The organism is Halorubrum sp. Ib24, assembly GCF_002252745.1.
In the GTDB taxonomy this organism is placed as follows: domain Archaea; phylum Halobacteriota; class Halobacteria; order Halobacteriales; family Haloferacaceae; genus Halorubrum.
In genome coordinates, this window is record NZ_NHOX01000018.1 from 1 (window position 1) to 22220 (window position 22220).

A 22220-nucleotide genomic window follows, 5' to 3' on the forward strand; every position below is an offset into this window, starting at 1 on the left:
GTGTTCCATGGAGCGATACCGCATACAGTTCACCCTTTCGAACTTAGCACCGGATGATTATCAGGATCAAAGGGCTACTCATCCCACGCGATTTGTCCAAGGGAATACGGGTCATCAAGCCCACCCATCTTATATTTCGTACATTGATCGCCATCAAATCGTTTATTCAGGACATCGCCTCTGAGACCATGATTCCCAGCGCTACTTCCTCTTCCCCGGTTATGGAGCCACTGACCTGGAGATGTTGATTCCCACTTCCTTACACCTCTGCTCGAACACACGTGCGATTTGTTTTCATCAGTACCGAGGCAGCCTGCCTGAAAGACTTAACCCACAGTATCCCGGGTAAGAGATCCCGTCTGGACAGCATACTACAGTTTCCAAAGAAGGAAATATAACTACTGGCTCTGTTAAAAACGGATATATGAACATTCGTGGCACGTTGATACCTCATTGTTGTAATCCTTGGGGCTTGCCTACATTGTACTTCCGAAGCGATTCACACGGGTTGGATTTGAGTTCCTTCGGCATTCATCGCCCAGGCCGATCTGAAGAGTCCAACGCACCTGTCTGGGGGCTTTATCGCAGGATTAGGTGTACTCATTTTATTCATTCGGCATAACAGGGGCTCTAAGTGGTTTGATTCCTGTTTGATCTGATCTGTTTAATCCCAGAAGGCGCGGGATAGCGCCTTGAAGATGGACGAAGCGGAATGAGCCGAATGTGTCTAAACGGCTCTGTTGAAATCCCTTAGGAAACTGATGAGGACCGGCGTGCGAGATACAGAGGGTGTGTGTAGCCAAGTTTCACCCCTTGTCTTTTCGGTTCACTCCCAATGAGTCCTCCGTGCGAATGGAACTCCCTTACAAGAGCGGTGACTCAACCCACGGCTCAATACACTTACAGGGAGGAGCCAATCGGGGCCTGGACCGAAGCGATCACGAGGAATACCCGCCCAGTACAGCGATACGCTGTGAGTCGCAGGGCACCAGAAGCCCGTCGGTCGGAGATTTTGGCAAGGACTCGGCCAATGCGTTTTGAGGATGGCCATCCCAGCACCAATAAATAGTGGTGGCATAGTAAGCGTCGGGCCCCTTTTAGAATTGACGTGTAGCGCTTGTGCCGGCTATCAGGAAGTGGTGCCACAGAGAAATAACCAGTCCAAACCCCTCTAGAGGGCTCGGCCGAACACGTCTCATCGATAATGAGGGCTCAATTGTGTTGTCTCCGGCGACGTTCAAATATGCTGGTTTGCGTACCCGCGCTGAGACGAGTTATAAGTGTGATCGTTGAACGGTGGCTGGATGCGCTGACCGACTCGTGCCTCTATATTCAGCACAGCTGCAAAAACATATCACCTGCTGAGGATTTCACAGAGCCGTCTAAACTCCTCTCGCTCGTAAGCAAGCGGCGTCGCTGCTCAAAACGCTGCGCGCCATTCCAACGCGGTAGTGAATCCGACTGGCTAACGGATTTCCCGGCTGGAAGCATGTCACGCTCCACTTTTGCGGTTCATATGGATGCGGACGTACCCGCGAGGTCGTCAGTATGGGCGAGTGGAGATGGGGATCGCGTTCGTGGTCTGTTACAGCTCGCTCGAACGGCATTTCCCGCACCCTCAACGGCTGTTACCGGTCGGTGTTGACTGAGGGTGCCCATGTCAGTTGTGGCGCGGCTTCCTTCATTTGAGTCAGCGGACCATCTGCGAGTCCGGGTCGCACGGTTTGCATCGATGCCAGCATTCTTCGATCGGTGGGAAACGGCATCGAACATACCAAACACCCTCTGATCGCACATACGCACGCTCAAAAGACGGCACTCGTCGATACAGGACTTGTGTTGCCATCCTCGATCTTCATCTGCTCGGCACCACTGGCCTCCACGAACCCAGACTGCCGGTCGAGGTCGCCCTCTAACACCAGAAAATCGAAGTCCGCCGGCGACAAGGGCTATTGAGGAACCCAATCTCTCCGGAGCCCTCCGATCAGGGGGGTCCGGCCCCTACTGCGTCATCGGTTGTTCTGCTGCTTACGATCGCGGGCACAAGCACGTTGAACAGCGAGCTATACGTTCCAGCGCTTGGATGGCCAGACGCTTTTCGGGCTATCAGCGGTCGGTTCGGCCCCCTGTCACCTGCGCGTGTACGCGGTTCTGCGAGCTCGTGTACCGCACAGTCTTACAACCTCGACAGGCACTCAAACATGATCCCCACGCGTCATGGATTCAACAAAGCAGAGAACAGAGAGGATTTCGGAACAACTCGGAGCTCTCTCCCCATTCAATGGAGACAGTATCGAAACACCGACGTGAGTGAACGCGAATCCTCGGAGGGTTCGTCGTTGTGCCTGTCGGTCAACAACCCGAAATAAACTCCGAGTCCGCGACGCGTCCAACTCCCTCTGGCACAAACAACAGATGGAATCAACGGCGTCGAGGATAGGAGTATCGGCGGTTTGGCACCGCCAGTCAGCCACCGAACACGACGACTGGGTTAGATGTGAACTCCCGTAAAGCGGCGGAGTCATGGTTGCGAACCTGAAACTCCCACCGCTCGGGATTCCTCAGCCTTCAGGCGGAGGAGGATGTCAATTCAATAGAGCTAAAATTCTTGAGACGGCCTGAATCAACGTCTGTCAACTAGATGGCGACAGAGAGTTGAGGACGTACATCTGCAACCACCAGTACACCTCGAAATCAGAAGTCGGGCCGGTGGCATGGTCTGTGCGCTTCACGTGGGACGACCGCAACTGGTCAGAGAGACCACACTCCATCAATAGGGCACACCCCAACCAAGAGCGTACTAACCGGAGTACAGGCGGCGGAAAACTTGCCTCGGTGGAACGGCATAGCCAATATCCTTCACCGGAAGACCTCCACGGTCTCAACTGTGGGAGGGCGTCAATCCGGCTATAGAGAGGATGAATTAGCCGTCTACCGGCCCAAACAACCGGTAGCACGAGCGTAGCGTTATTGTTCTATAAACTTCAACTCACAGAGAGAATGCCCGAGGTTTTCACGCAACGACACCCGACAATTGGCGTGGTGGGGCCAGCGTCGGTCGAAACGACGCTCCAAGACGCGCAGGATTCGCTCGACGTGGCTGTTTCAATAGCACCTGCCGGACGTGACGCTCCCGGCTCAGTCGAGGAGTTCGATTGCGTGGTTGCCGCGGTAACGCCTGAGTCGGGCAGCGTCGACCGGACAGACGCCGATACAGCCGCGTCACTGACCGAGGTCAGCAACTGGACGGTCCGGAACGCCGCCCGTGACTCCGCCCCACCGGTGGTGTACGTCGCCCCTACGGAGGCATCGATCGCCGAAGCGCTTGAGGCCGGTGTGACGGAGTATCTGCCGTGGGAACTGCTCGCGCAATCGCCGACGACAGTGCTCAAGCGGGCGGTTACCGCGACGGAGGAACGGCCGACTGCCGACTATCGGACCATCTACGACAACGTCTCTGAGCCACTGACGCTTCATGACCCCCGGACGGGAGAGTTGATCCACGCGAATCGGCGGCTCTGTGAGTTGCTGAAGTATGACCGAGCGGAGCTCATTTCGATGCAGGTTGGCGATTACACTGCGAGTATCGACGGGTACGATCAGGCCGCTGCTATGGAGATTATCACCTCCGCGACGGAGAGCGGAACCGTCGGTCCAATTGAATGGCCGCTTGAGACGGCCGACGGCGAACACGTCTGGGTCGAAGCGACGCTGACGACAGTCACGATAGACGATCAGGAACTGGTGTTGGCGACCGCCACGGACGTGACCGACCGTCGACGGCAGCGCCGTCAGTTCCGCGAGATCTCGACTCATATCGATGAGGTCGTTTATTTGGCACGTGCGGATCTCTCGGAGGTTCTCTTTATCAACGAGGCCTACGCGGATTTGTTCGACCAACCGGTCGAACGCCTGTATGACGACCCGATGGCCGTTCTCGACGCCGTTCATCCGGACGACCGCGAGGCGTACCACTCGGACCTCGTCGCCATGAGCGAACACATCCGCGGGGAGGAGTCGGGGCCGTACACGTTCAGTCACCGACTCCGCGTGGACGGTGAGACACGTTGGGTTGAGGTACGCGGCTATCCGAGCCGCGGTCCAGGCGGTGCCGTTGACCGGATCGTCGGGGTCATTCGAGACGTTACCGATGCGCGGCGCCGTGAGCGCGAGTACGAGCAGATATTCAACGGCGTTACCACTGCGATCGCAGTCCACGACCCCGACACGGGTGAAATGGTCGACGTGAACGACAGTTACGTCGAACTGTTCGGATACGACTACGACACGATTCTTCAACAAGGAATCAACGACCTCAGTGTTCCCGAAGAGGGGTACACTGATGAGCGCGCGAGACGGCTCATCACCGATGTCGGCGAAGACGAGGAGGATAAAACAGTCGAGTGGCGAATTGAGACTGCCGAGGGCGACCACCGTCTCATCGAAGCGAACCTCACAGTCGCGACTGTAGGCGGCCAGCGACGTGTCCTCTCGTTGATGCGCGATATTACAGAACAGAAACGTCGCGAGCGGGAGTACGAGCAGATCTTCAATGGAGTCAACGACGCTATCGCTATCTTCGACCCGCAGACAATCTCCTTTACCAGTGTCAACGATTCGTATCACGAGCTTGTAGGGTGCGACGATCTCGAGCGCATTCGCGAACTCGGTATCGAGGGTCTCAGCGCGACTGGGGACGGGTACACAGCGGAACGCGGCAAAGAACTAATTCAGACTGTCGCCGGTTCCGGTGAACCGAAGACCATCGAGTGGAAAGTCGCGCCGCCGGACGAGGAGCAATCATGGATCGAGGTCACGTTGGCGACGGCTGAGATCGGTGGTGAACAGCGAGTCCTGTCGATCCAGCGTGATATCACGGAGCGGAAGCGTCGCCAACGAGAGTTCGAACAGATCTTCAACGGCGTGACGGACGTGATCGGGATCTACGACCCGCAGACTGCGGAGCTGCTCGACGTCAACGACACCATGTGTGAGCTCCTGGGATATGACCGCGACACGATCATCGATATGGACCCAGAAGAGGTGACGGCGACGGCACTCGGATTCGATGCGGACACGATCGGAGAGGTCGTCCGCGACGTGGCCAAATCCGGTGATCCGGCGAGAGACATCGAGTGGGCGCTGCGGACCGCCAGCGGCGAGGTAGTATGGCTTGAGGTCAACGCGACGTTAACAGAGATTGGCGGCGAGCAGCGTGTGGTCACTATCGCTCGTGACGTCACCGGACGGCGTGACCGCGAAGAGCGGGTACAAGTGTTGAACCGCGTGCTGAGGCACAACGTGCGGAACGATATGGATGCGGTCTTGGGATACACGGCTGCAATTGAGGAGACGGCGGAAGACGAGGTCGTCCGAGGATACGCCGAAAGCGTTCACGACATCGCGAACAGTCTCTTGGAACTGAGCGGTAAGGCGCGTGCCGCCAGTCAGATGCTTCAGGACAACGACCAACCGGAAAATCGCAGAGTCGGAACAGTACTGGAGTCTGTCGTCGCCGACCTCCGTGAGTCTCACGACGAAGCGACGATTCAACTGTACTCCGCGGAGGCTCCCGCACCAGCTGATACAGCTGTCTTTCGGCTGGTCTTAAGCGAGCTCGTCGAGATCGCCGTCGAACACGGTGGCGACTCCCCGGACGTCGAAATTGAGACGACGCCGTCTACGGCTAATGATGAGACGCGAATCACGGTGCGTGACGACGGACCCGGCATCCCTGACCGCGTGCACACTCCGTTCCGAGCCGACGGTGAATCGCCGTTCCAGCACAATCACGGGATCGGCCTCTGGCTTGTCAACTGGGGTGTTCGGCAACTCGGTGGCGGTATCGAGTTCGAGCGGCCCACCGATGGCGGAACTGCCGTTCACCTTTCTTTGCCAAACGTGCTGCGCTGACGGCTGTGAATGAAGCAGCACGCCCGGTTCCGAACAGGCTCGTTCTGCTTTGTTGAAATTCTCAGCAGGTGACACGTTCCACTACGATCACAGTTAGTACAACCTACGATGTCACCACCCTTTTTTCACTCTCTCGCAGTTGGGTGAATGCTTCTGCTAGGGTCGCAAGGATGAGTAGCGAAAACGGGAGTCCGACAATACCTGACAGCAGGATTCCTATTGCTTGCCCGGCAATGGCACCGACCACTAACGATGTAATCGCTGTTAACACACCTGAGATGAGCCCAATCCCAGCGACAACTACTAATAATAATCCAAACAGTCGCAGCCAATGGCCGCGCGTTAGCTGCCAGCTATCTCGAAACCCGGCGATGAAGTTCTTGTCCTCTACCGCAACATACACGATCATGAAGATGAACGCGACGTACGCGATGATCCCGGGAATAACAAAGAGCACTGATCCGACGAACATGAGAACCCCGTATATGAGCCCACCAACGAGTGAGTTTAGCAGGACCGGCACAATATTTCGCGTGTAGTACTCTGACGGAATTGTCCGTGTATGACCGCCGACAAACGTTCGAATCGTGACAACCGTGAGCCATTGAAGCCCGAGCAACATGAGGATAGCTGCGCTCACGGAAACGGCAAGCGGGGCGTCGATTGACGGGAGAGCTACGTTCTCTGTCGGCGTACCTGACTGCTCAAGCCCCGTGACGACAGCGCTATAAAACGGGATCTGCCACGCAGCCCCGATAATCAAATATGCGACCATCAACAGCAAGCCGTTACGATTCGCGACACGACTGATTCCGCCAGCAAGCGATGAACCAATGTTGAGTGTCACGCTAGATACATCTCGTGTCGACCTGATACATTGTACTGACGCGTTTCACTCTCTGAAACTCGGCGTTTCACGGAGGTGTGTTGGAACTTTATCACTACATCAAATAGACTCACATGGAAATATCAGAAGCACAAGCAATCCACGGGCCACACGGAGGGAAGCCCCCTGACACGGCACCGCCATTCTCAGCATCAGCTCAATATAAAACCATGAGTTGACGGCTACGTGAACGAGTCAGTTGCCATGACTACTGGTGATCTCGAAGCGTGCCCCTAGTGTCTGATCTGATTAGCTAAGTAGCCACCCAGCGGTTTGCGGGTACGTGCTTCTGAGCCTGAGACGCGAGTAGCCGATTTATCATCGGCGTATGCCATGGGCCCCGTATGAGCAGTCCTGATTGGGCGGGGCAAAGACTGTCGAGACGCAGTCTGCTTGGTTCGTGTATTGCTGCCGGAACTGCCGCTCTCGCAGGATGTACGTCCGGATCTCTCGAGGCTGAAACCACGGTCACCAGAGAGTATGACGGAACCGACGTCTCAGAAATCAACGTCCAAGGCGTAAACGGTGACATTACGATTCGTGATGCGCAGCGTGAGACGATCCAGCTCGACGGCAAAAAACGGGCAGCAAGCGAGGAAGATCTTGACCGCATCACGCTACAAGCCGACCAATCCGACGGCCGCCTGTCGCTCACTGTTGACACGGAAGGTAGCAGCTTCCTTCCCTTCGGTTCGTCCCCACTACAGATGAATCTGACACTGACCGTTCCTGAAGGATTACACCTTACTGCTGAGGCGACGAACGGTGATGTCGATATAGAAACTAGCGAAGCTGAGAGCGTCACCGCCGATACGACAAACGGCGATATCACACTTTTAGCATCTGCGCCTGTTGAAATCCGAACCGACACGACAAACGGTGATATCTCAATTACCCTGCCAGCAACTGCGGAGCCAGCAATATCGTTTGACACAACCAATGGCGACACCATAATCAACAGATTCCAAGCGGATTCAACTGAGTCTGGGGCAGCGGTCGACCGGATGGTTGGAAACGGTACGCACCGTGTTACAGCAACTAGTATGAACGGTGATATTACTATCCGCGGTAGGGAGGTAAACTGATGATCAGATGGTTCCAATCAAAGGACTTCGCAGTTCAGCTCATGATCCTCGCAGCAGTCTTTGACCCGCTAGGATTTGCTAGCGGGTATTTGATAGCGCCCTCGTTTGAGATCCCTCCGCTCTATGGCGGAATCGCCGGCCTAATCGCCGGGAGTTTCGTACTGTCTCTTCATGTGCTGTACACATCCATGACTCGATAAATAACCTCTCTAAAGGGCTGAACTGCCCGTGGGGAACTTGTGAAGCGCTGAGGTCCACGCGTTCAAATCCGTGTTGTTTCCTAAAGGCACTCTATCAAACCATTTCACCGCCAGAGACACTCCGAACGGGTTTAATCTAAAACCACATCGATAGCAATACGCCTTCCAACGATGAATCGACACATGCGTTCGTCATCCGACTCCGTTACGCGACGGCGAGCCCTCGCAATCGGTGCTAGTGCCGCCGTAGCGTCCACCGCCGGCTGCTCGACAGTACTTAATGCGATCGGCAACCGAGTCTTCAAAGAGGTCAACCTCCTCAACCAGCTGAATCAGGAGGTCAGCGGGTCGATCGAAGTCGTAGACCCCGATGGAGAGACGGTCCTCGATACACCGTTCGACGTTCCCTCTACCGAGTCAGACGGTGAGAGTAATATCGTCGCCTACGCCGACGTATGGACCACCACCGGCGAGTATCAAGTTGACTTGGAGCTCGCGGATACCGTGATAGCAGGGACTTCACAGCTGAATCAGCGATTTTCGATTACTAATACTGAAGAGGAAATCGTCGCCATCTCTATCGGCTCGAGCGACCAAAGTGAACCGATCGCGCTTCGAGTCGGAGAGTCGTTCTCGGATCTCGGTCAGACAAACGAGACCAGCTAACCGGGGGAAAACAGTTTCGCGAGTATGCATTCGACAGCGGGTTCCTAGTCCGTGTCAGCAACAAACAACACAAAGCGCCCGGCTGCGTGTACCAACACTGTTATCGGGAGTCCGATAGCGGCTGCTAGCACGGTAACTGAGAGTATTGTTGGAACGTTACCCACTGAAACCGCTAGTCCGAGCATTGTGAGGAGTCCGCCGACGAACGTTCCCGCCGCGACCGTCTCTATCGTTCGGATGCTATCATATGCTAACGTCTGCGTACTGCGGTCTCCGACGAACGGGATCCCCCGACGATCTACCTCTAAGTATGCGTAACTGAGTAGTACGACTGCCAAACCGAGTAGCAAGACAGTACAGAGGAGAACGATGGCGGTTCCGCCAGCGAGTATCGACCCTTCTCCGCCGATCGCTGCTAATGACCCGAAGGCCAAAAGCGGGACAGCAAGTGCTGCGAGCGCCATCACCACTACGGAAATCCCGGCCCAGACGTAGAGCCCGTTCCGTGAAAGCCACGTGTACGCCCGATCCGAGTAAGTGTCAGAGTGTGACGTAGCTCGGTCAACCTTGGAGCTAGGCCCGCCCGTTGAGGCGTCGTCTGTCATACCGGCTGATCGGTCGTCTCCCGTATACTTCCTGTTCCGTGTCTCGGGCGGAGAAACACAGGTGAACTACCCCTGCCTACTCACCGCCTTCGGCGGCTCCTTGAGGCAGGGGCTTCCTGTTTCTACGACGCGCTTTGTAGACACAACCGCGGTGTCCGCAGGGAGCGCAGTCTCCACAGGCGTTCCTTTGGAGTGGCCCACTCCTAGTTTGGTGAGTCCGCGAGAAAGAATGTTCCACGCTGCGTTTGCGTCTCTGTCCGCCTTGAAACCACAGGCAGGACAGGAGTGTTCACGCACCCACAGCGGCTTGTCGGTTTCGACACCACACTGAGCGCACTCTTTGGAGGTTCCTTCGGGTTCAACTTCCACGAAGTGCGTGCCTTCACGCTCACACTTCGTTTCGAGCATATCGGTGAAGATATTCCACGCCGCTGACGCCGTATTGCGGCTGTTTCGCGGTGATTCGAGCATCCCTTTGACATCGAGGTCTTCGACGGCCACCAGTTCGTACTCCCGAGCGTAGTAGTTCGAGAGTTTGTGTAGGAAATCACGCCGTTTGCGCTTGATTTTCTGGTGACACGCAGCGACACGCTGACGTTGGTTCTTCCAGTTGTTCGACTCGTACTCTTTGCGTGAGAGGTTCCGTTGCTCCCGTTCGAGTCTGTCGCGTTCTTCCGAGAGGTCGAGCGATTCGACTGCCGTTCCGTCAGTGTCGTGGGCATACTTCAGGATGCCCACGTCGACCCCCGACCATCCTCGTCAGTGCCAACATCCTCCAACGGTTGGCTTGGCCGGCGGTCTGTGTCCATCTCGATACCGAAGATAGCGAACCACTCGCCGGTTTTCTCCTGTTTGAGCGTGACTTCCTTGATCGTGGCTTCGTCAGGCAGCGATCGGTGGTGTTCGATGGGGATATCCGCGAGTTTCGACAGAGACAACACGGTCTGACCACCCTTCTTGTCGAGTTCGAAGCCAGACTGGTTGTAGGTGAAACTGCGAAACTCCCGAGGCGACTTCCACCGAAGTTCACCGACGGTGTAGCCCTGTTCTTTGAGCTTCCCGAGAGCGGTGATATTCTTGGCAATCCGCATGACTGTGGGCTGAAGTACTTTCGAATACACGTCGGTGAGTGCATCCCACCAGTCTTTGAGGTCGGGAAGTTCGTCACGAATCTTCCGCACACGCTGTTTAACGGTGCCCTCGTGTTCGGGGATCTGGTTGAACCGGTACAGGGCGTGGTTGTAGAGTTGTCGACAGGTATCGCGGTGGTAGTCCAACGTTTCTCGCTGCCGCTCGGTTGGCTTGAGGCGATACCCGTAGTTGTAGTTCATTCCACGCACTTCGAGAGAGGCGTGACAGACGTATCAACCCTGGCCGTCCGGAGTGAAAGTAGTCGCCCCGTGGGCCTGTGCCCCGGCAACAAGCACGTGTCTGAGAGACGATGACGGCGGTGTATCCTCTCCCTACTGCGCTGCTTGTCCGCTTGGGCGGACTGCGCTGCTCGTTGAGGAAGGGGGATTACCGCTTGTATTCAGCTAAAATCAGTGTCTCTGTGAAGCTTCCAACGGTATTGTCGCCGTGGTCACTGTGTCAGTCCTGTATCGCTCGCGTCGTAGCGACGAATGCGACAGTTTTCGTCGAGATCGAACTCGACTGACCCGTCAGCGAGACGGACTACAACCTGTGCGGCGGTCGGCACCGCGTCACCGGTACGCACGTTGCTTACCTCCGTAAGACTGTGCGGTCCGATCTGCGCATCACGCGGACGCAGGCCGTGTGTCGCGTACAGTGCCTCAACGGCGTGATGCCCCAGGACCGTCTGTGCGATCGGGATCGGATACGACAGCCAGCAGGTGTCACATGCCGCGGTGGCATACGGTACGTCTTGGTGGAGATACGTCTCTGGAACGGAGTCACGGGGGAGCGACAACCCCGCTGATCCCCAACAGTGCGGGCAAACCCCGTTACGCAAGAGCCGGATATCACACGCGTGGTTTCGGAGCGTGACATCGATAACTGCGTCGAGTGACCGGTTTTCAGTTGCTCGCGGCGGCGTCGGGTACGCCACAGCGGCGCCGTGGTCCGGACAGCCGATATATAGGTAGTGCTCTCGGTACGCGGCGACGAGATTCCGATCGCAGTGGGGACACCCATACTCCGTCTCCTGCTCTTCGATTTCGTACCGTTTGTCGCCATTTTGTGTCTTATAACTCCCCGCCCGAATTGCGGCGACGATTTCCAAGGCGGCTATTCGGGGACGGTACCGCCCGTCCACCTTCTGAATGAAGCCGTCTTGAAGCTCAGACAGGTGGTAACTGAATCGGCTTGTGTCCTCGACGCCCACTTGCTCTCGTAACTCGGAGAACGTTGGCCACCCGGACGACCACGCTTCGTCGTACCGATCTGCGAGAGTTAGCAGGATTCGGACCCGAGTCTCGTCGGTCAACGCTGCATACGCCGACTCACTTGCCTCACGCTCACCCGTCATTGGTGTATGATAGTGCTGTTGTTTCCGGTCGGGTATTTGATTTGTTACTGAACCAACTTAATGGTCGTCCAGATAACACTTACCACCCAGTCACCCGTTCCGTCATCTATGGTCGATTTGCCCTCCACGCTAGAAGCGACCGTTCCGAATCAACTTAATGATGAGACTGGTGTCGCCAGTGCGGTGGCGTTTCTCGCCTTCACGATACCGATCACTGTCGTGTTGAACTTGGCTGCCTCACTCGCCGCTGTCTCAGCCGTCGGTTCCGATGCCGGAGCGACGCTCATATTTTATCGCTGGAAGCATCGCACCGAACCTTTCATTCCTGCTCTTGGTATCGGGTACGTTTCATTTCGCTCGTCGTTCCAAGTCCGATTCACGTTTCCAACCGAGAAGGCGTTCCTGCTCTTGTCGGCGGACTGGGGCTAGTTCGCGACGCGTTCCTCTCGCTTGTAAGCACTGACGGGTTCTTCCCGAGCGCAAACTCTCCTCCTGGAATTCATGCAGTACACAAATCTCGCAGCAACGACCGGGTGTCGGCCTCGTCCATCGCGGCAGTCCTGTAACTTTGCTTGATCGTCCTGTCGAGGAGTTCTTTTTTCCGGGCGGTCATCCAAGCAGCGCTCCGTGCGTCGTTCTCCGGCTAGAACCGCGGATCCGGTATCGGCCAGCTCGTGTTTGCGCTGTTTCACGTCTACCCGGTCCTCCTTCTGTCGCCGCCGATTGCCGCAGTTGCCCATATGACGCTTTATTACTCCGTGATGGGAGGGATATTCGGGTGGGTGTTCGAACGGACCAGTACCTTCGTCGCCCCTGCGCTCGTTCACGGTGTTTTTAATGCCGTGATCTTTGTCGCGCCCCTACTCACCTAAGATCCAGTGGATTCGCGTTTCGGGGATTGAAACACTGCTCTGGGATTAACATTCGAAAGGGTACACCGTTGAGGTAGCCGCCGGTCGGAGGCGGTATTCAAATAAGTATCCGACTGATGAGCATATCCCATCGCCGTGGCATAGTCTGGTGGGATCACCCATCATTTCTCGCGCTCTCCACTGGCTTCTGGGACGGTTTTTGACCGATCTGCGCCAGCGATGTGGCCGGGCATTTGGCGTCGTGTTCCGTCTCCTCGATACCCGTTCAGCTACCTCTTGCGACACTGCGTTTCGAACCGTGGATTTCCCCACTATTTTGAGGGTCGGTCATCTGGGATAATGTATGTCTGATACGGCCCTCCAGGACATATCGGAAGACGGCTCAACGGATTCCTCAGAGCTGGATCTCGACTGGCTCACGCTTGAAGACGGCGAGTCTATCCAGTGGTCGAGTACCCCGCACAAGTACAGCGTCCTTCCTGCGTTTATCATCGGGATTCCGCTGTCACTCGTCCTTATTGGCATCCCAATCGTTGCTGCGTCCTATCTTCAGTACACCAATACGAACTACGTGGTCACCAATCGCGGCCTCTACAGCAAACGTGGGGTACTCTCACGTGACGTCCAACAGATTGGGTTCGACAAAGTCCAAAACATCTCGTACTCACAGTCGGCGCTCGGCTCGTACTTTGGATACGGCTCCGTTGACGTCAGTACAGCGGGCGGATCTGGGATCGAACTTCAGTTTCGGAGTATCCCTGCCCCGGCAGCAGTTCAGGAACTGATCGCCAGAGAAATTGACAGCCGACAGCAGACCGAGTCCGACTCGACGAAAGAGGATGTTCTTGATTCGATTCTTATGGAACTGCGCGTCATTCGGCAGGCGGTCGCCGACGACCAGAGCGGGTCCCAGGCCGATTCGACTGCCCCGTCTACTGACGAGGCAATCCATACTGACACAAGTAACACAGATGAGTGACAGCTGGTGGTATCAACACGACGGTGAACGCGTTGTCTGGAAGGGTCGCCCGCGTCTCTCAGCGGCTCTTCCAGACATAATCGTCGGAAGCGCCATCTCTGTGTTTGCCCTTGTCGGCGCTGTTAGCGTCGACTTCTGGTTGTTCGCGGGGGTGCCCATCGGCGTTGCGGTTCTCAGTTGGGGGCTACTCAGGGTACGACGGACGCAGTATCTCTTGACGACCCGAGCAGTATGGGCAAAGCGGGGCGTCCTCGGACGAACCGTTCGTCGTGTCCATGTCGATAAAATCCAGAACACTTCGTTTTCTCAGTCCGTCACAGGCTCGTTTTTCGGTTATGGGAAAGTGTCCGTTGAGGTCGCCGGAGGACGCGACCTGGAGTTTCGGCGGGTTGATAACCCGAAGAACGTCCAGACAACGCTCGCGGAGTACATGGGGAGTGAAGAGTACGCAATCCCCGGGTCTCGAGAGCAGTGGGAATCTGTCCTCAGTCTTGTCCGTGAAATCCGCGCAACGGTGGCACCCACCAGAGATGCTAGCGAGCCTGTAAGCCGAGAGTAAAAGAACTCATACTGGGTTTTAAATTGTCCGCCGCCAGTCTGGGGGGCTGTCAGTTACTGTGAGTCGTCAGCGCCACCAGCGTCGGCGAGAGATTACGTGGTGACCGGGAGATCAGTTTGCGGTAGGACAACCCGTATATAGATGATCAAGTAGGAGACTGTCGCGAGAAGATACACACTGACTGTCGGCAGTGGCGGCCAGTCCAAAATAAAAATCGCGAACGCTACCCAGAATCCGGCTAATAGAATCCCACACAGTGAGACGACATGTAACCCTTCCTGTGACTGAACTTGGAGGTCGCTCCCCGTCATCAACCGGACGCTGATCATCGCCACAGTAAGTGTCGCCCAGGTCAAGACCGGGAGCCCGAACACTGTCCATATGGTGACCGGTAACTGTGGAGACTCACTGAGCAATATTGGCCACCCGACTATCCCGAGTGCCGCCCAGCCAATGCTCCGCAAGAGCTCTTCTCGGAAGATTGAACGGACGCGTGGGTGGTCAAGGAATTCGCGGAGGGGATGCGTCGGAGTAGTCTCGTCAGCTGTCAGCGCTTGTTTTCCTTCCGGCGACAGCGGCCACTCCGACTCAGGATGGTTGAGATAGTACAAGGTCAGTGAATCAGCGAACGACTCCGTCGTGACGACCCCGTGTTCCTCGAGTTCCGTTAACCGGTTCCGGACAGTCACCTTTGAGACGTCTGGCTTGATCTGCTGTTGAATTTGCTGGAGCGAGAAGAACGGCCGATCTGCTCGATACATGGTTTCGACGACGTGGCGGCGGGTGAGTTTGGTGTTTACCCGCTTGTCCTGGGGCAGCTTTTCTGCGATCCAAGGTGGGAGGGCCATGTGTTATCGGTCGGTCACGCGCAATATCTTAGCGAGTCAAATTGTATGTTTTGCTCTGGCGGGGCCACAGAGCGGTGCGGTGCTGTTTCAGCAAGCGAGACCGCTTTGGAGACCGTGAGGCTGGCCAGAAGAGTCAGGTAGTCGCTGTCGAGCCTCTGCCCGTCGGGTGAACGTACCAGTACCAGAGGGAAGTCACGGCCGTGACCGCGACGTAACCGAGGGTGATCCACCGAGCGGGGTATCCACTTCTTATGACGAGATACACCGCGGCGACACCCCCGAGCATGATCCCGAGGGCAAGGCTTACGGATATTCCGCCTGTCGTCTGGACGCGAAGATCGGACTCGGTCACGGTCCGGATTCCGATAGCACTTGCCGTCAGCACGGCCCAGGTGACCACGGGAAGTCCGAAGACCGTCAGGGGTGTCGTGTTGAGCCAACTAACTTCCATCGTCACTAGCGGCCAGCCGACGAGTCCGACTCCGAACCAGACGATACTTCGTAGCAGTTCCGTACGTACGATTTCGCGTATTTGTGGCGTCATGTCCACGCACCCACATAGCATAGCAACCGGTAAAGCAGCGCCGAGAATTTTGCGTTCACAGAGGTGGGCTTTCCGGGCACAAAAGAGGGTTTGTACCCGGAAAGCAGAGGTATCGCGTCACGGGCTGCGCGCCAGGCGGTCACCAGCCAGTCGTATTAAGCTAGGCGTGAATTGTGGGAGACAGCGAAGGCTCGCAGCCAACCTTGAGCTGTCTCTAGCGCGACGTTGCTGAAACTATTTGTAGCCGAGAATTTTGTCATTCTATTTTTCAAAAAACACGTTCGATGGCATTCCGAAGTCCCTTGCGGGTACGAATAAAGACAGGGCTCGATCCCCGGGTGAACTCCGAGACAGACGAACACCCAACAAGTGAAATCGAGGGCATGCCTCCGGCGGGCAGTAGTAGCTTCCGGCGTGACTGAGTTGAGAGCATGATTGTGCGTTCATCTTGATTCGAGATGCTGGACTAACTCTTCAGACACCTCTTCCCGCTCGTGGTGGACCCAGTGTGATGTATCGGGAAACATCCGAAGTTGCCCATTCTCGCAGTAATTGAGGCTCTTTTCGGCCATTATAGGGCGGAGAGCGATGTCATCCTTCCCCCAGCAAATCAGCGTTGGGTGGGCAATTGTGTCGCGTGGAGGATTGTCTGACCGACGGAATCCCCGGTACCAGTTGATCCGTGGCTTGATGCCGGTATTTTGCCAAGCTTCCTTATAGCGCTCAATCGTTCCTGTATCAAATGTACCCTCATTTGACGTGATTTTGAGGGAATCAACCATGTTGGCCATGTCATTTCGGCCCAGAAGCCATTCGGGGAGTTTCGGAACCTGATAGAACCACACATACCAGCTCCGAAGGATCTGTTGGGGGCTCGACCGGAGGGTCTCTTGATACACTGTCGGGTGGGGAACATTCAAGATCCCGAGGTGATTGACCATCGATGGGTGCCGGAGGGCGACATTCCAAGCGACAAAGCCACCAAAATCGTGTCCGACTACGTGGGCTGACTCCCTACCTTCGCTGTAGATCAGTTCACAGACATCAGATGCGAGATTCGAGAGCCGGTACGCATCAACCCCATCGGGAGCTTCGCTCAGATTACAGCCCCGCTGATCAGGAATGACGACACGAAAACCTGCTTCGACCAGCGGAATAATCTGGTCACGCCAGCCGTACCAGAAATCGGGGTGCCCGTGAAGAAGGACGACGAGTGGAGCATCGGGATCGCCGGCCGCCACGACATGTAGCTGGACGTCGTTAACGCTGCGATAGGTCGATTCCAGGTCGTGATCGGCTGGTAGCGATACCTCAGTACTCGGGGGGGTTGTTGTGACTGACATCAGTGGAGGGTTGAAACGCCAACCGTGTTTTGAATATATCCCACGATCATCGAATTGTACTCTCGTGTGAGCGAGGATACGGTACGTAACCGAATACGATAATTGCCGCACCCATGAGGTCACTTTTGAATACAGAAAATGATCGGCTGGGTCTGGCACGGACCGACCTATTGTCCTCATAGACGCCCTAACTCACACTGCGTAGCAGTACCTCAGAATAGAACAGTGTTTAAGTTACTGAATGATTTCGTTAAATACACGTTCTTCGACTTTTCGAAGATGTTCACCGACCGTTCCTGGAGTGATTCCAACGACCTCACTGATGTCTTCAAGCGATGCTTGTCGAGGTTCCCTATAATACCCTAAATCAACCGCCGTCTCCAGAATTTCTTCTTGCCGAGACGTAATCATCCTGCTAAACGATGATCCGTCGGCTTCGTAATCACCCGTTTCAAGGACATCAACTGACATATATTCTACATTCTCGACGTACTCGTACAATTTTCTGAATATCTCATCAGTCCCCAGATACGTTATCTTAAGCGAATCATCAGTGGTAAAGCGGATAGGTGTATCAACCACCAAAAATGATTCTCGCTGTAATTCCAGTGCCCGTCGTACCGGTTCTGTCGGTTCGAATTGACTCACAGCCATCCAACGGTCCGCTCCGGCAGTCAGATAACTGATCACATGAAATGACTCCTCCATAATCTGTCTGTACCGTTCTTGACTACCACTTGCCTCGGCAAACAACAGCACAGTGTCATCAGCGAGAAGCTCAACGTAGTGAATGGCTCGCCGATTAATAGAAGGGTCATCTGTTAGCTTCTCTCCGAGCGGATGAAACGCACCACCGTCACTTGGTTTAACTAACACTGTGAGATAGCGCATGTACCGAGATACAGTGTATTTGACTAAATTATCATGGATTCCGTATTTATACACCACCACTGGTGAGGCAGCGTTCCTACCAGACTGGGACGTGAACTGACACCCGCTAGACGATGCAACGGCAACAACGCTTGACCGCTGATCGACTCGCGGATGAGGCGGTCACGGCCCTCCCCGACGACGCCGTCGTCAGCCGTGAAGTACACGAGAAGGCCCCCGCGGTCGTGATCCGTGCCGACCGGGTCCGCAGGGCCCTTTCAGTACTTCGCTCAGAAGTGGGGTTCGACCACTGTTCGTGTGTGACTGCCCAAGAGTACGAAGACCGCTTCGAGACAGTGTATCACCTCACCAGCTACGACAACCGGACGTGCGAGCTGTCCGTCGTCGTCCCGACAACGAAGGATAACCCGGTGTCTGAATCGGCCGCGCCGGTTTATCGGACGGCTGAGTGGCACGAACGGGAGGCCTACGACCTCGTCGGCATTACGTACGAAGGGCACATGAACCTGCGACGGATTCTCCTGCCGGAGACCTGGCAGGGCCACCCGCTGTCGATGAACTACGATCGGAGCCAGCCCCAGATTGTGTCGCTTTCCGAGCACGCCAATCCCATCAAAGAGGACAGTCGTCAGGGTGATACGATGTTTCTCAACATCGGACCACATCACCCCTCGACCCACGGCGTGCTCCATCTGGAGGCAGTCCTAGATGGTGAGCAAGTGATCGATGTGGAGCCGGATATCGGGTACATCCACCGGTGTGAGGAACAGATGTGTCAGCGGGGAACCTATCGTCATCAGATCATGCCATACCCCGACCGATGGGATTGGGGCGGAGCGGGATTACTCAACGAGTGGGCGTACGCCCGCGTCATCGAAGACCTAGCCGATATTGAAGTTCCGGAGTACGCACAGGTCGTCCGGACGATGAGCGCTGAGCTGTCGCGCATCCTCTCGCACTTGTTGTTCACTGCGATGTACGCGCTGGATGTTAGCGGCGAGTTCAATGCCACATTTATGTACGGTTTTCGAGATCGGGACCGCGTTCAGGATCTATTAGAGGACCTGACCGGCCAGCGGATGATGTTCAACTACTTCCGGGTCGGCGGCGTTGCCTGGGACGTTCCGGAGCCACGCGATGAGTTCTTCGAGAACGTACGCGCTTTCACCAACGATCTGCCACGGAAGCTCGAAGAGTACCACGACCTGTTGACGAGCAACGAGGTCTTCCAACTGCGTTGTGTTGACACCGGCAAGCTTCCAGCGAAGGTGGCAAAGCAGTACGGAGTCACTGGACCAGTCGCTCGCGGCTCCGGTATCGACTACGACCTCCGACGAGACGACCCGTACGGCTACTATGATCGTCTCAAGTGGGACATCGTCACCGAGGACGGCTGTGATAACTTTGCCCGCGTGCTTGTCCGGCTACGAGAGATGGAAGAGTCGGCAGCCATCGTCGAACAGTGCGTCGATCTCCTTACAGACTGGCCGGAAGCAGATCGAACCTGTCAGGCCAACGTGCCGCGGACGTTGAAACCGTCCGGTGAGTGCTACAGGGCCGTTGAGGGTGCCAAGGGTGAACTCGGAATTTACATCCGCGCAGACGGCACTGAGACTCCCGCACGGTTCAAAATCCGGGGACCATCGTTCTCGAACCTGTCGGCACTTCCGGCGATGGCAGAGGGAGAGTATGTCGCCGATCTCGTCGCAACCCTCGGAAGTCTCGACACCATCATGGGGGAGGTGGATCGATGACGATGTCCGATTCTAGGGTGTGGGGAGACGACGCCAACCAAGAAGTGACCTGTATCGCCTGCGGTGCGACGCTCGACCGCGAGGACGCCCGAGAGTATTATAAACACGGCGACCGCTGGAGCCGCGAAGGCAAGGAGTTCGAGTACCTCTGTAAGCCCTGTGATCGTGAGTGATGTCACCAGACCCGCGACGGACTCGAAGAGGCGCTCCTAGCGGCTGGAGCCGGACGAGTCGACCGCGAGACGTTCCTCAGACGGTTCTGTCAGTGACCCACGACTGAAGTCGTGGGCTTGTCAGTGGAGTTCGCATTGTACGGATATCGGGTGCCAGTCGTGACATCTCATGATCATGTTTCAATAACACAGCGACGTGTCACTCCCTATGGAGACCGAACGAACAGCAGACGAGGTCTTCAACCTCTTGGCCGACGAGATACGACTCGACATCCTCCGAACGGTCGCGTACGCACAACACGAAGAAAAACGGACGGGCATCGCTTCGCTGTCTTTTTCCAACATCTACGACCGCGTTGACGTCGACAGCACGTCGAAAGCTATCGTACCACCTCGGAGAACTCACAGGGGTGTTCCCTTCGAAAACCATAAGAGGCTATGCGTTCACTCACAGCCGGGAACAGCTGGTCCGTTTCGTCCTCAAAGACAAGAAAGACACCGACAACAACATACTGAACAAGCAACAGACAACAGGCATGAACATATACACAGTAGAAGACCGGATCGACGGATAAATGAACACATATAAAAAACAAGGTGTAAAACTGTACGAAACAACAAACAGAAAAGGTGTAAACGCCGTATCGGGTCAGGCCCGGCCAGGTCCGCGAGCGCACGGAGAGGACCTGATCGACGCCGTAAACCGAGAAGCAAGCCGGTGACTGCTCCAAAGGCCGTCGCGGCGTGTGCCAAGGACTGCGGTGGCTGTATCGAAAATGGAGTACAGGACCCGTCGGACATAACGTTCCGGACGAACGGCCCGTCTTCGTTCATCACCTACGAGCCGAATGTCGGGATGTTTACGGTTCCCTGAGCCTCCCCGTTGCCCGTCGCCGGGCGTAACCATCCGAGTCGATATCGTTTCATGGGAGCACGGCGTCGACGTTCTGGGATCCGGCGTGTGGGAGTTCAACCGTTATCTTCACGACGGCCGGTGGACCTCCGAACGGGTTAGCACTAACTCCCACGAGTATCGCGTCGAGCTACGGCGTGACACCTCCACGCTCCGACTGTTCCTCGACGAGAGTACCACCGTCACACGCACTGAGCGCGTGCGACGCAGAGACCAGAGCAAACGCAATTCGTAATAGAATTACTACAAAAATTCCGTTTAGCGAAACGAGCCGTTTCTGACATCAATCGAGGATTTCGACTCGTATAGGTGTGTTCGCGCTATATCGCTCAAATTCGATTTTGAAACGGTTCAATAATATATCAATACTTCGATAAATATTATGGGTGGGCCGCGCGACGATCCGAGTGTGGAACACGGTGTTCAACGAGATGACGTCAACAGAACACACGGAACGTGACCGACATCGAGAAGCGAAGCGGACTGACCGCGGCACGGTAGCGAACCGGCCGATGTCAGTCTCGGAGATCAAAGCGTCCTACGCCGAGTTCGCGGACGGGATGAGTCGGCTCGAATGGCTCGATCGGATCGTCATCGGACGCCGTCGCCGCCACCGATTCAGCGACGTGGACGGCAGAGTGTTAGATGTCGCCTGCGGCACCGGAACGAACTTTCGGTACCTGCCCGAGACGGTCGAACTCGTGGGGATCGATATCAGCCCGGAGATGCTGTCGAACGCCGAGGAACAGCTCGCCGATCTCGGGAGAGACGGGACGCTCTTGGAGATGGACGCACAGGATCTCGCATTTCCGGACGATAGCTTCGATGCGGTGATCTCGGCGCTATCGACGTGTACGTTTCCGGATCCGGTTGCCGCACTCCGGGAGATGGATCGAGTCTGTAAGCCGGCCGGGACGATCCGTCTCATAGAACACGGGCGGAGCGATGTGAGGCCGATCGCCCGGTTCCAAGAGTGGCGCGCCGATCCCCACTACGCGAAGAGCGGATGTCGCTGGACGCAAGAACCAAGCGAAATCGTCGATGAAGCGGGGCTCTCGATCGAGGAGACCGACACCGGATTGTTCGGTATGATAACTACCTTCGAGATCACGCCCGGAGGGGGTGACGACCGGTGATAGAGCCGTCTTCCGGCGCGTTTGAGTGGCTCGCAGTCGGTGTCCTCCTGACGTTCGCGGGGGCACTGATCAAGTTCCACGGGTGGACGTTTCTCCTCGCAGGGTACGACGAGACTGGAGAGATTCCGGACGACGTGGTACAGGATATTGCGGGGAACTCCGTTCTCCGTGTCGGCCTTGCCGTGTTCGCGATCGGTATTCTCGTCTCCGTGACGAACCCACCGTCGTATCTCGGTGTCTTGGTCGGCGCTGGAATCGTACTGGCCGTGCTGCGGATGATCTACCGATTGAACACGTGGTCGCCACGGACGGCCTGAGCGGATGCTGACGACCGCACCAGCGACCGGAGGCCGGGAGCTTTCCCT

At 56.2% G+C, this 22220-nt stretch carries 18 protein-coding genes and 2 pseudogenes; 12 read left to right on the forward strand and 8 right to left on the reverse strand.

Annotated elements, in window-relative coordinates:
* The first annotated feature begins 3000 nt into the window (after nucleotides 1–3000).
* Nucleotides 3001–5913: a PAS domain S-box protein gene (locus DJ82_RS03915; protein WP_094581113.1), complete on the forward strand. Its 2913-nt coding sequence runs from the start codon at nucleotides 3001–3003 to the stop codon at nucleotides 5911–5913.
* A 103-nt stretch (nucleotides 5914–6016) separates the two neighbouring features.
* Here DJ82_RS03915 and DJ82_RS03920 read toward each other — a convergent pair whose 3' ends face one another.
* Entirely contained in the window at nucleotides 6017–6760 is a 744-nt protein-coding gene (locus DJ82_RS03920) for a hypothetical protein (protein ID WP_241881403.1), read from the reverse strand.
* A gap of 383 nt (nucleotides 6761–7143) precedes the next feature.
* Between DJ82_RS03920 and DJ82_RS03925 the strand changes: the two genes are divergently transcribed.
* From DJ82_RS03925 to DJ82_RS03935, 3 genes are all read left to right on the forward strand, one after another.
* A complete protein-coding gene (locus tag DJ82_RS03925) occupies nucleotides 7144–7884 on the forward strand; it encodes a DUF4097 family beta strand repeat-containing protein (RefSeq protein ID WP_094526491.1) in 741 nt (246 codons plus the stop codon).
* Nucleotides 7884–8084, forward strand: a complete 201-nt coding sequence (locus DJ82_RS03930; RefSeq protein ID WP_094581114.1) for a hypothetical protein — start codon at nucleotides 7884–7886, stop codon at nucleotides 8082–8084. Before DJ82_RS03925 ends, DJ82_RS03930 begins: the two co-directional genes overlap by 1 nt.
* A 183-nt stretch (nucleotides 8085–8267) precedes the next feature.
* Nucleotides 8268–8750 (forward strand): hypothetical protein, encoded by a 483-nt coding sequence (locus DJ82_RS03935; RefSeq protein ID WP_241881405.1) that lies wholly within the window; start codon nucleotides 8268–8270, stop codon nucleotides 8748–8750.
* 44 nt (nucleotides 8751–8794) lie between these two features.
* Here the strand turns inward: DJ82_RS03935 and DJ82_RS14395 are convergent, their stop codons facing one another.
* The 3 genes and pseudogenes from DJ82_RS14395 to DJ82_RS03945 all read right to left on the reverse strand — a co-directional run bounded on the left by DJ82_RS14395 (nucleotide 8795) and on the right by DJ82_RS03945 (nucleotide 11843).
* Nucleotides 8795–9355, reverse strand: a complete 561-nt coding sequence (locus DJ82_RS14395; protein WP_141211996.1) for a hypothetical protein — start codon at nucleotides 9353–9355, stop codon at nucleotides 8795–8797.
* Between the two features lie 66 nt (nucleotides 9356–9421).
* A pseudogene (locus tag DJ82_RS03940) lies at nucleotides 9422–10686 on the reverse strand (RNA-guided endonuclease InsQ/TnpB family protein).
* 251 nt (nucleotides 10687–10937) lie between these two features.
* Nucleotides 10938–11843, reverse strand: coding sequence for a helix-turn-helix transcriptional regulator (locus DJ82_RS03945; protein WP_094523949.1), 906 nt, complete (start codon nucleotides 11841–11843; stop codon nucleotides 10938–10940).
* Nucleotides 11844–11951: 108 nt separating this feature from the next.
* Here DJ82_RS03945 and DJ82_RS03950 point away from each other — a divergent pair, with 108 nt between their 5' ends.
* The 4 genes from DJ82_RS03950 (at nucleotide 11952) to DJ82_RS03965 (ending at nucleotide 14253) form a co-directional block, all read left to right on the forward strand.
* Nucleotides 11952–12272 carry a hypothetical protein gene (locus DJ82_RS03950; protein ID WP_143420500.1) on the forward strand — a complete coding sequence of 107 codons (321 nt, stop codon included), beginning with the start codon at nucleotides 11952–11954 and terminating at the stop codon, nucleotides 12270–12272.
* A gap of 245 nt (nucleotides 12273–12517) precedes the next feature.
* The gene (locus DJ82_RS15655; RefSeq protein WP_158217273.1) at nucleotides 12518–12715 is read left to right on the forward strand and encodes a type II CAAX prenyl endopeptidase Rce1 family protein; all 198 of its coding nucleotides are present in this window, start codon (nucleotides 12518–12520) and stop codon (nucleotides 12713–12715) included.
* A 343-nt stretch (nucleotides 12716–13058) separates the two neighbouring features.
* Nucleotides 13059–13694: a PH domain-containing protein gene (locus DJ82_RS03960; RefSeq protein ID WP_094523947.1), complete on the forward strand. Its 636-nt coding sequence runs from the start codon at nucleotides 13059–13061 to the stop codon at nucleotides 13692–13694.
* Nucleotides 13687–14253: a PH domain-containing protein gene (locus tag DJ82_RS03965; RefSeq protein ID WP_094581117.1), complete on the forward strand. Its 567-nt coding sequence runs from the start codon at nucleotides 13687–13689 to the stop codon at nucleotides 14251–14253. The genes DJ82_RS03960 and DJ82_RS03965 overlap by 8 nt, the downstream gene beginning before the upstream one ends.
* 92 nt (nucleotides 14254–14345) lie before the next feature.
* Here the strand turns inward: DJ82_RS03965 and DJ82_RS03970 are convergent, their stop codons facing one another.
* The 4 genes from DJ82_RS03970 to DJ82_RS03990 all read right to left on the reverse strand — a co-directional run bounded on the left by DJ82_RS03970 (nucleotide 14346) and on the right by DJ82_RS03990 (nucleotide 17879).
* The gene (locus DJ82_RS03970) at nucleotides 14346–15101 is read right to left on the reverse strand and encodes a transcriptional repressor (RefSeq protein WP_094523945.1); all 756 of its coding nucleotides are present in this window, start codon (nucleotides 15099–15101) and stop codon (nucleotides 14346–14348) included.
* Between the two features lie 133 nt (nucleotides 15102–15234).
* Nucleotides 15235–15651 (reverse strand): hypothetical protein, encoded by a 417-nt coding sequence (locus tag DJ82_RS03975; RefSeq protein WP_198948007.1) that lies wholly within the window; start codon nucleotides 15649–15651, stop codon nucleotides 15235–15237.
* Between the two features lie 437 nt (nucleotides 15652–16088).
* Entirely contained in the window at nucleotides 16089–16988 is a 900-nt protein-coding gene (locus DJ82_RS03985; RefSeq protein ID WP_094558228.1) for an alpha/beta fold hydrolase, read from the reverse strand.
* A 234-nt stretch (nucleotides 16989–17222) separates the two neighbouring features.
* Complete coding sequence (locus DJ82_RS03990) at nucleotides 17223–17879, reverse strand: helix-turn-helix domain-containing protein (protein WP_094527956.1); 657 nt, start codon at nucleotides 17877–17879, stop codon at nucleotides 17223–17225.
* 113 nt (nucleotides 17880–17992) lie between these two features.
* Here DJ82_RS03990 and DJ82_RS03995 point away from each other — a divergent pair, with 113 nt between their 5' ends.
* The 4 genes and pseudogenes from DJ82_RS03995 to DJ82_RS04010 all read left to right on the forward strand — a co-directional run bounded on the left by DJ82_RS03995 (nucleotide 17993) and on the right by DJ82_RS04010 (nucleotide 22172).
* Nucleotides 17993–19633 carry an NADH-quinone oxidoreductase subunit D gene (locus DJ82_RS03995; RefSeq protein ID WP_094581118.1) on the forward strand — a complete coding sequence of 547 codons (1641 nt, stop codon included), beginning with the start codon at nucleotides 17993–17995 and terminating at the stop codon, nucleotides 19631–19633.
* A pseudogene (locus DJ82_RS15660) lies at nucleotides 19630–19902 on the forward strand (hypothetical protein). Before DJ82_RS03995 ends, DJ82_RS15660 begins: the two are co-directional and overlap by 4 nt.
* 1377 nt (nucleotides 19903–21279) lie before the next feature.
* The gene (locus DJ82_RS04005; RefSeq protein WP_343124416.1) at nucleotides 21280–21855 is read left to right on the forward strand and encodes a class I SAM-dependent methyltransferase; all 576 of its coding nucleotides are present in this window, start codon (nucleotides 21280–21282) and stop codon (nucleotides 21853–21855) included.
* A complete protein-coding gene (locus DJ82_RS04010; protein WP_094523940.1) occupies nucleotides 21852–22172 on the forward strand; it encodes a hypothetical protein in 321 nt (106 codons plus the stop codon). Before DJ82_RS04005 ends, DJ82_RS04010 begins: the two co-directional genes overlap by 4 nt.
* Nucleotides 22173–22220 lie beyond the last annotated feature (48 nt).

Bases quoted from the DNA above. Each gene is read 5' to 3' on its own strand.
- DJ82_RS03915 (WP_094581113.1), top strand. From the start codon at position 3,001: ATGCCCGAGGTTTTCACGCAACGACACCCGACAATTGGCGTGGTGGGG.
- DJ82_RS03925 (WP_094526491.1), top strand. From the start codon at position 7,144: ATGAGCAGTCCTGATTGGGCGGGGCAAAGACTGTCGAGACGCAGTCTG.
- DJ82_RS03930 (WP_094581114.1), top strand. From the start codon at position 7,884: ATGATCAGATGGTTCCAATCAAAGGACTTCGCAGTTCAGCTCATGATC.
- DJ82_RS03935 (WP_241881405.1), top strand. From the start codon at position 8,268: ATGCGTTCGTCATCCGACTCCGTTACGCGACGGCGAGCCCTCGCAATC.
- DJ82_RS14395 (WP_141211996.1), bottom strand. From the start codon at position 9,355: ATGACAGACGACGCCTCAACGGGCGGGCCTAGCTCCAAGGTTGACCGA.
- DJ82_RS03945 (WP_094523949.1), bottom strand. From the start codon at position 11,843: ATGACGGGTGAGCGTGAGGCAAGTGAGTCGGCGTATGCAGCGTTGACC.
- DJ82_RS03950 (WP_143420500.1), top strand. From the start codon at position 11,952: ATGGTCGATTTGCCCTCCACGCTAGAAGCGACCGTTCCGAATCAACTT.
- DJ82_RS03960 (WP_094523947.1), top strand. From the start codon at position 13,059: ATGTCTGATACGGCCCTCCAGGACATATCGGAAGACGGCTCAACGGAT.
- DJ82_RS03965 (WP_094581117.1), top strand. From the start codon at position 13,687: ATGAGTGACAGCTGGTGGTATCAACACGACGGTGAACGCGTTGTCTGG.
- DJ82_RS03970 (WP_094523945.1), bottom strand. From the start codon at position 15,101: ATGGCCCTCCCACCTTGGATCGCAGAAAAGCTGCCCCAGGACAAGCGG.
- DJ82_RS03985 (WP_094558228.1), bottom strand. From the start codon at position 16,988: ATGTCAGTCACAACAACCCCCCCGAGTACTGAGGTATCGCTACCAGCC.
- DJ82_RS03990 (WP_094527956.1), bottom strand. From the start codon at position 17,879: ATGCGCTATCTCACAGTGTTAGTTAAACCAAGTGACGGTGGTGCGTTT.
- DJ82_RS03995 (WP_094581118.1), top strand. From the start codon at position 17,993: ATGCAACGGCAACAACGCTTGACCGCTGATCGACTCGCGGATGAGGCG.
- DJ82_RS04005 (WP_343124416.1), top strand. From the start codon at position 21,280: ATGAGTCGGCTCGAATGGCTCGATCGGATCGTCATCGGACGCCGTCGC.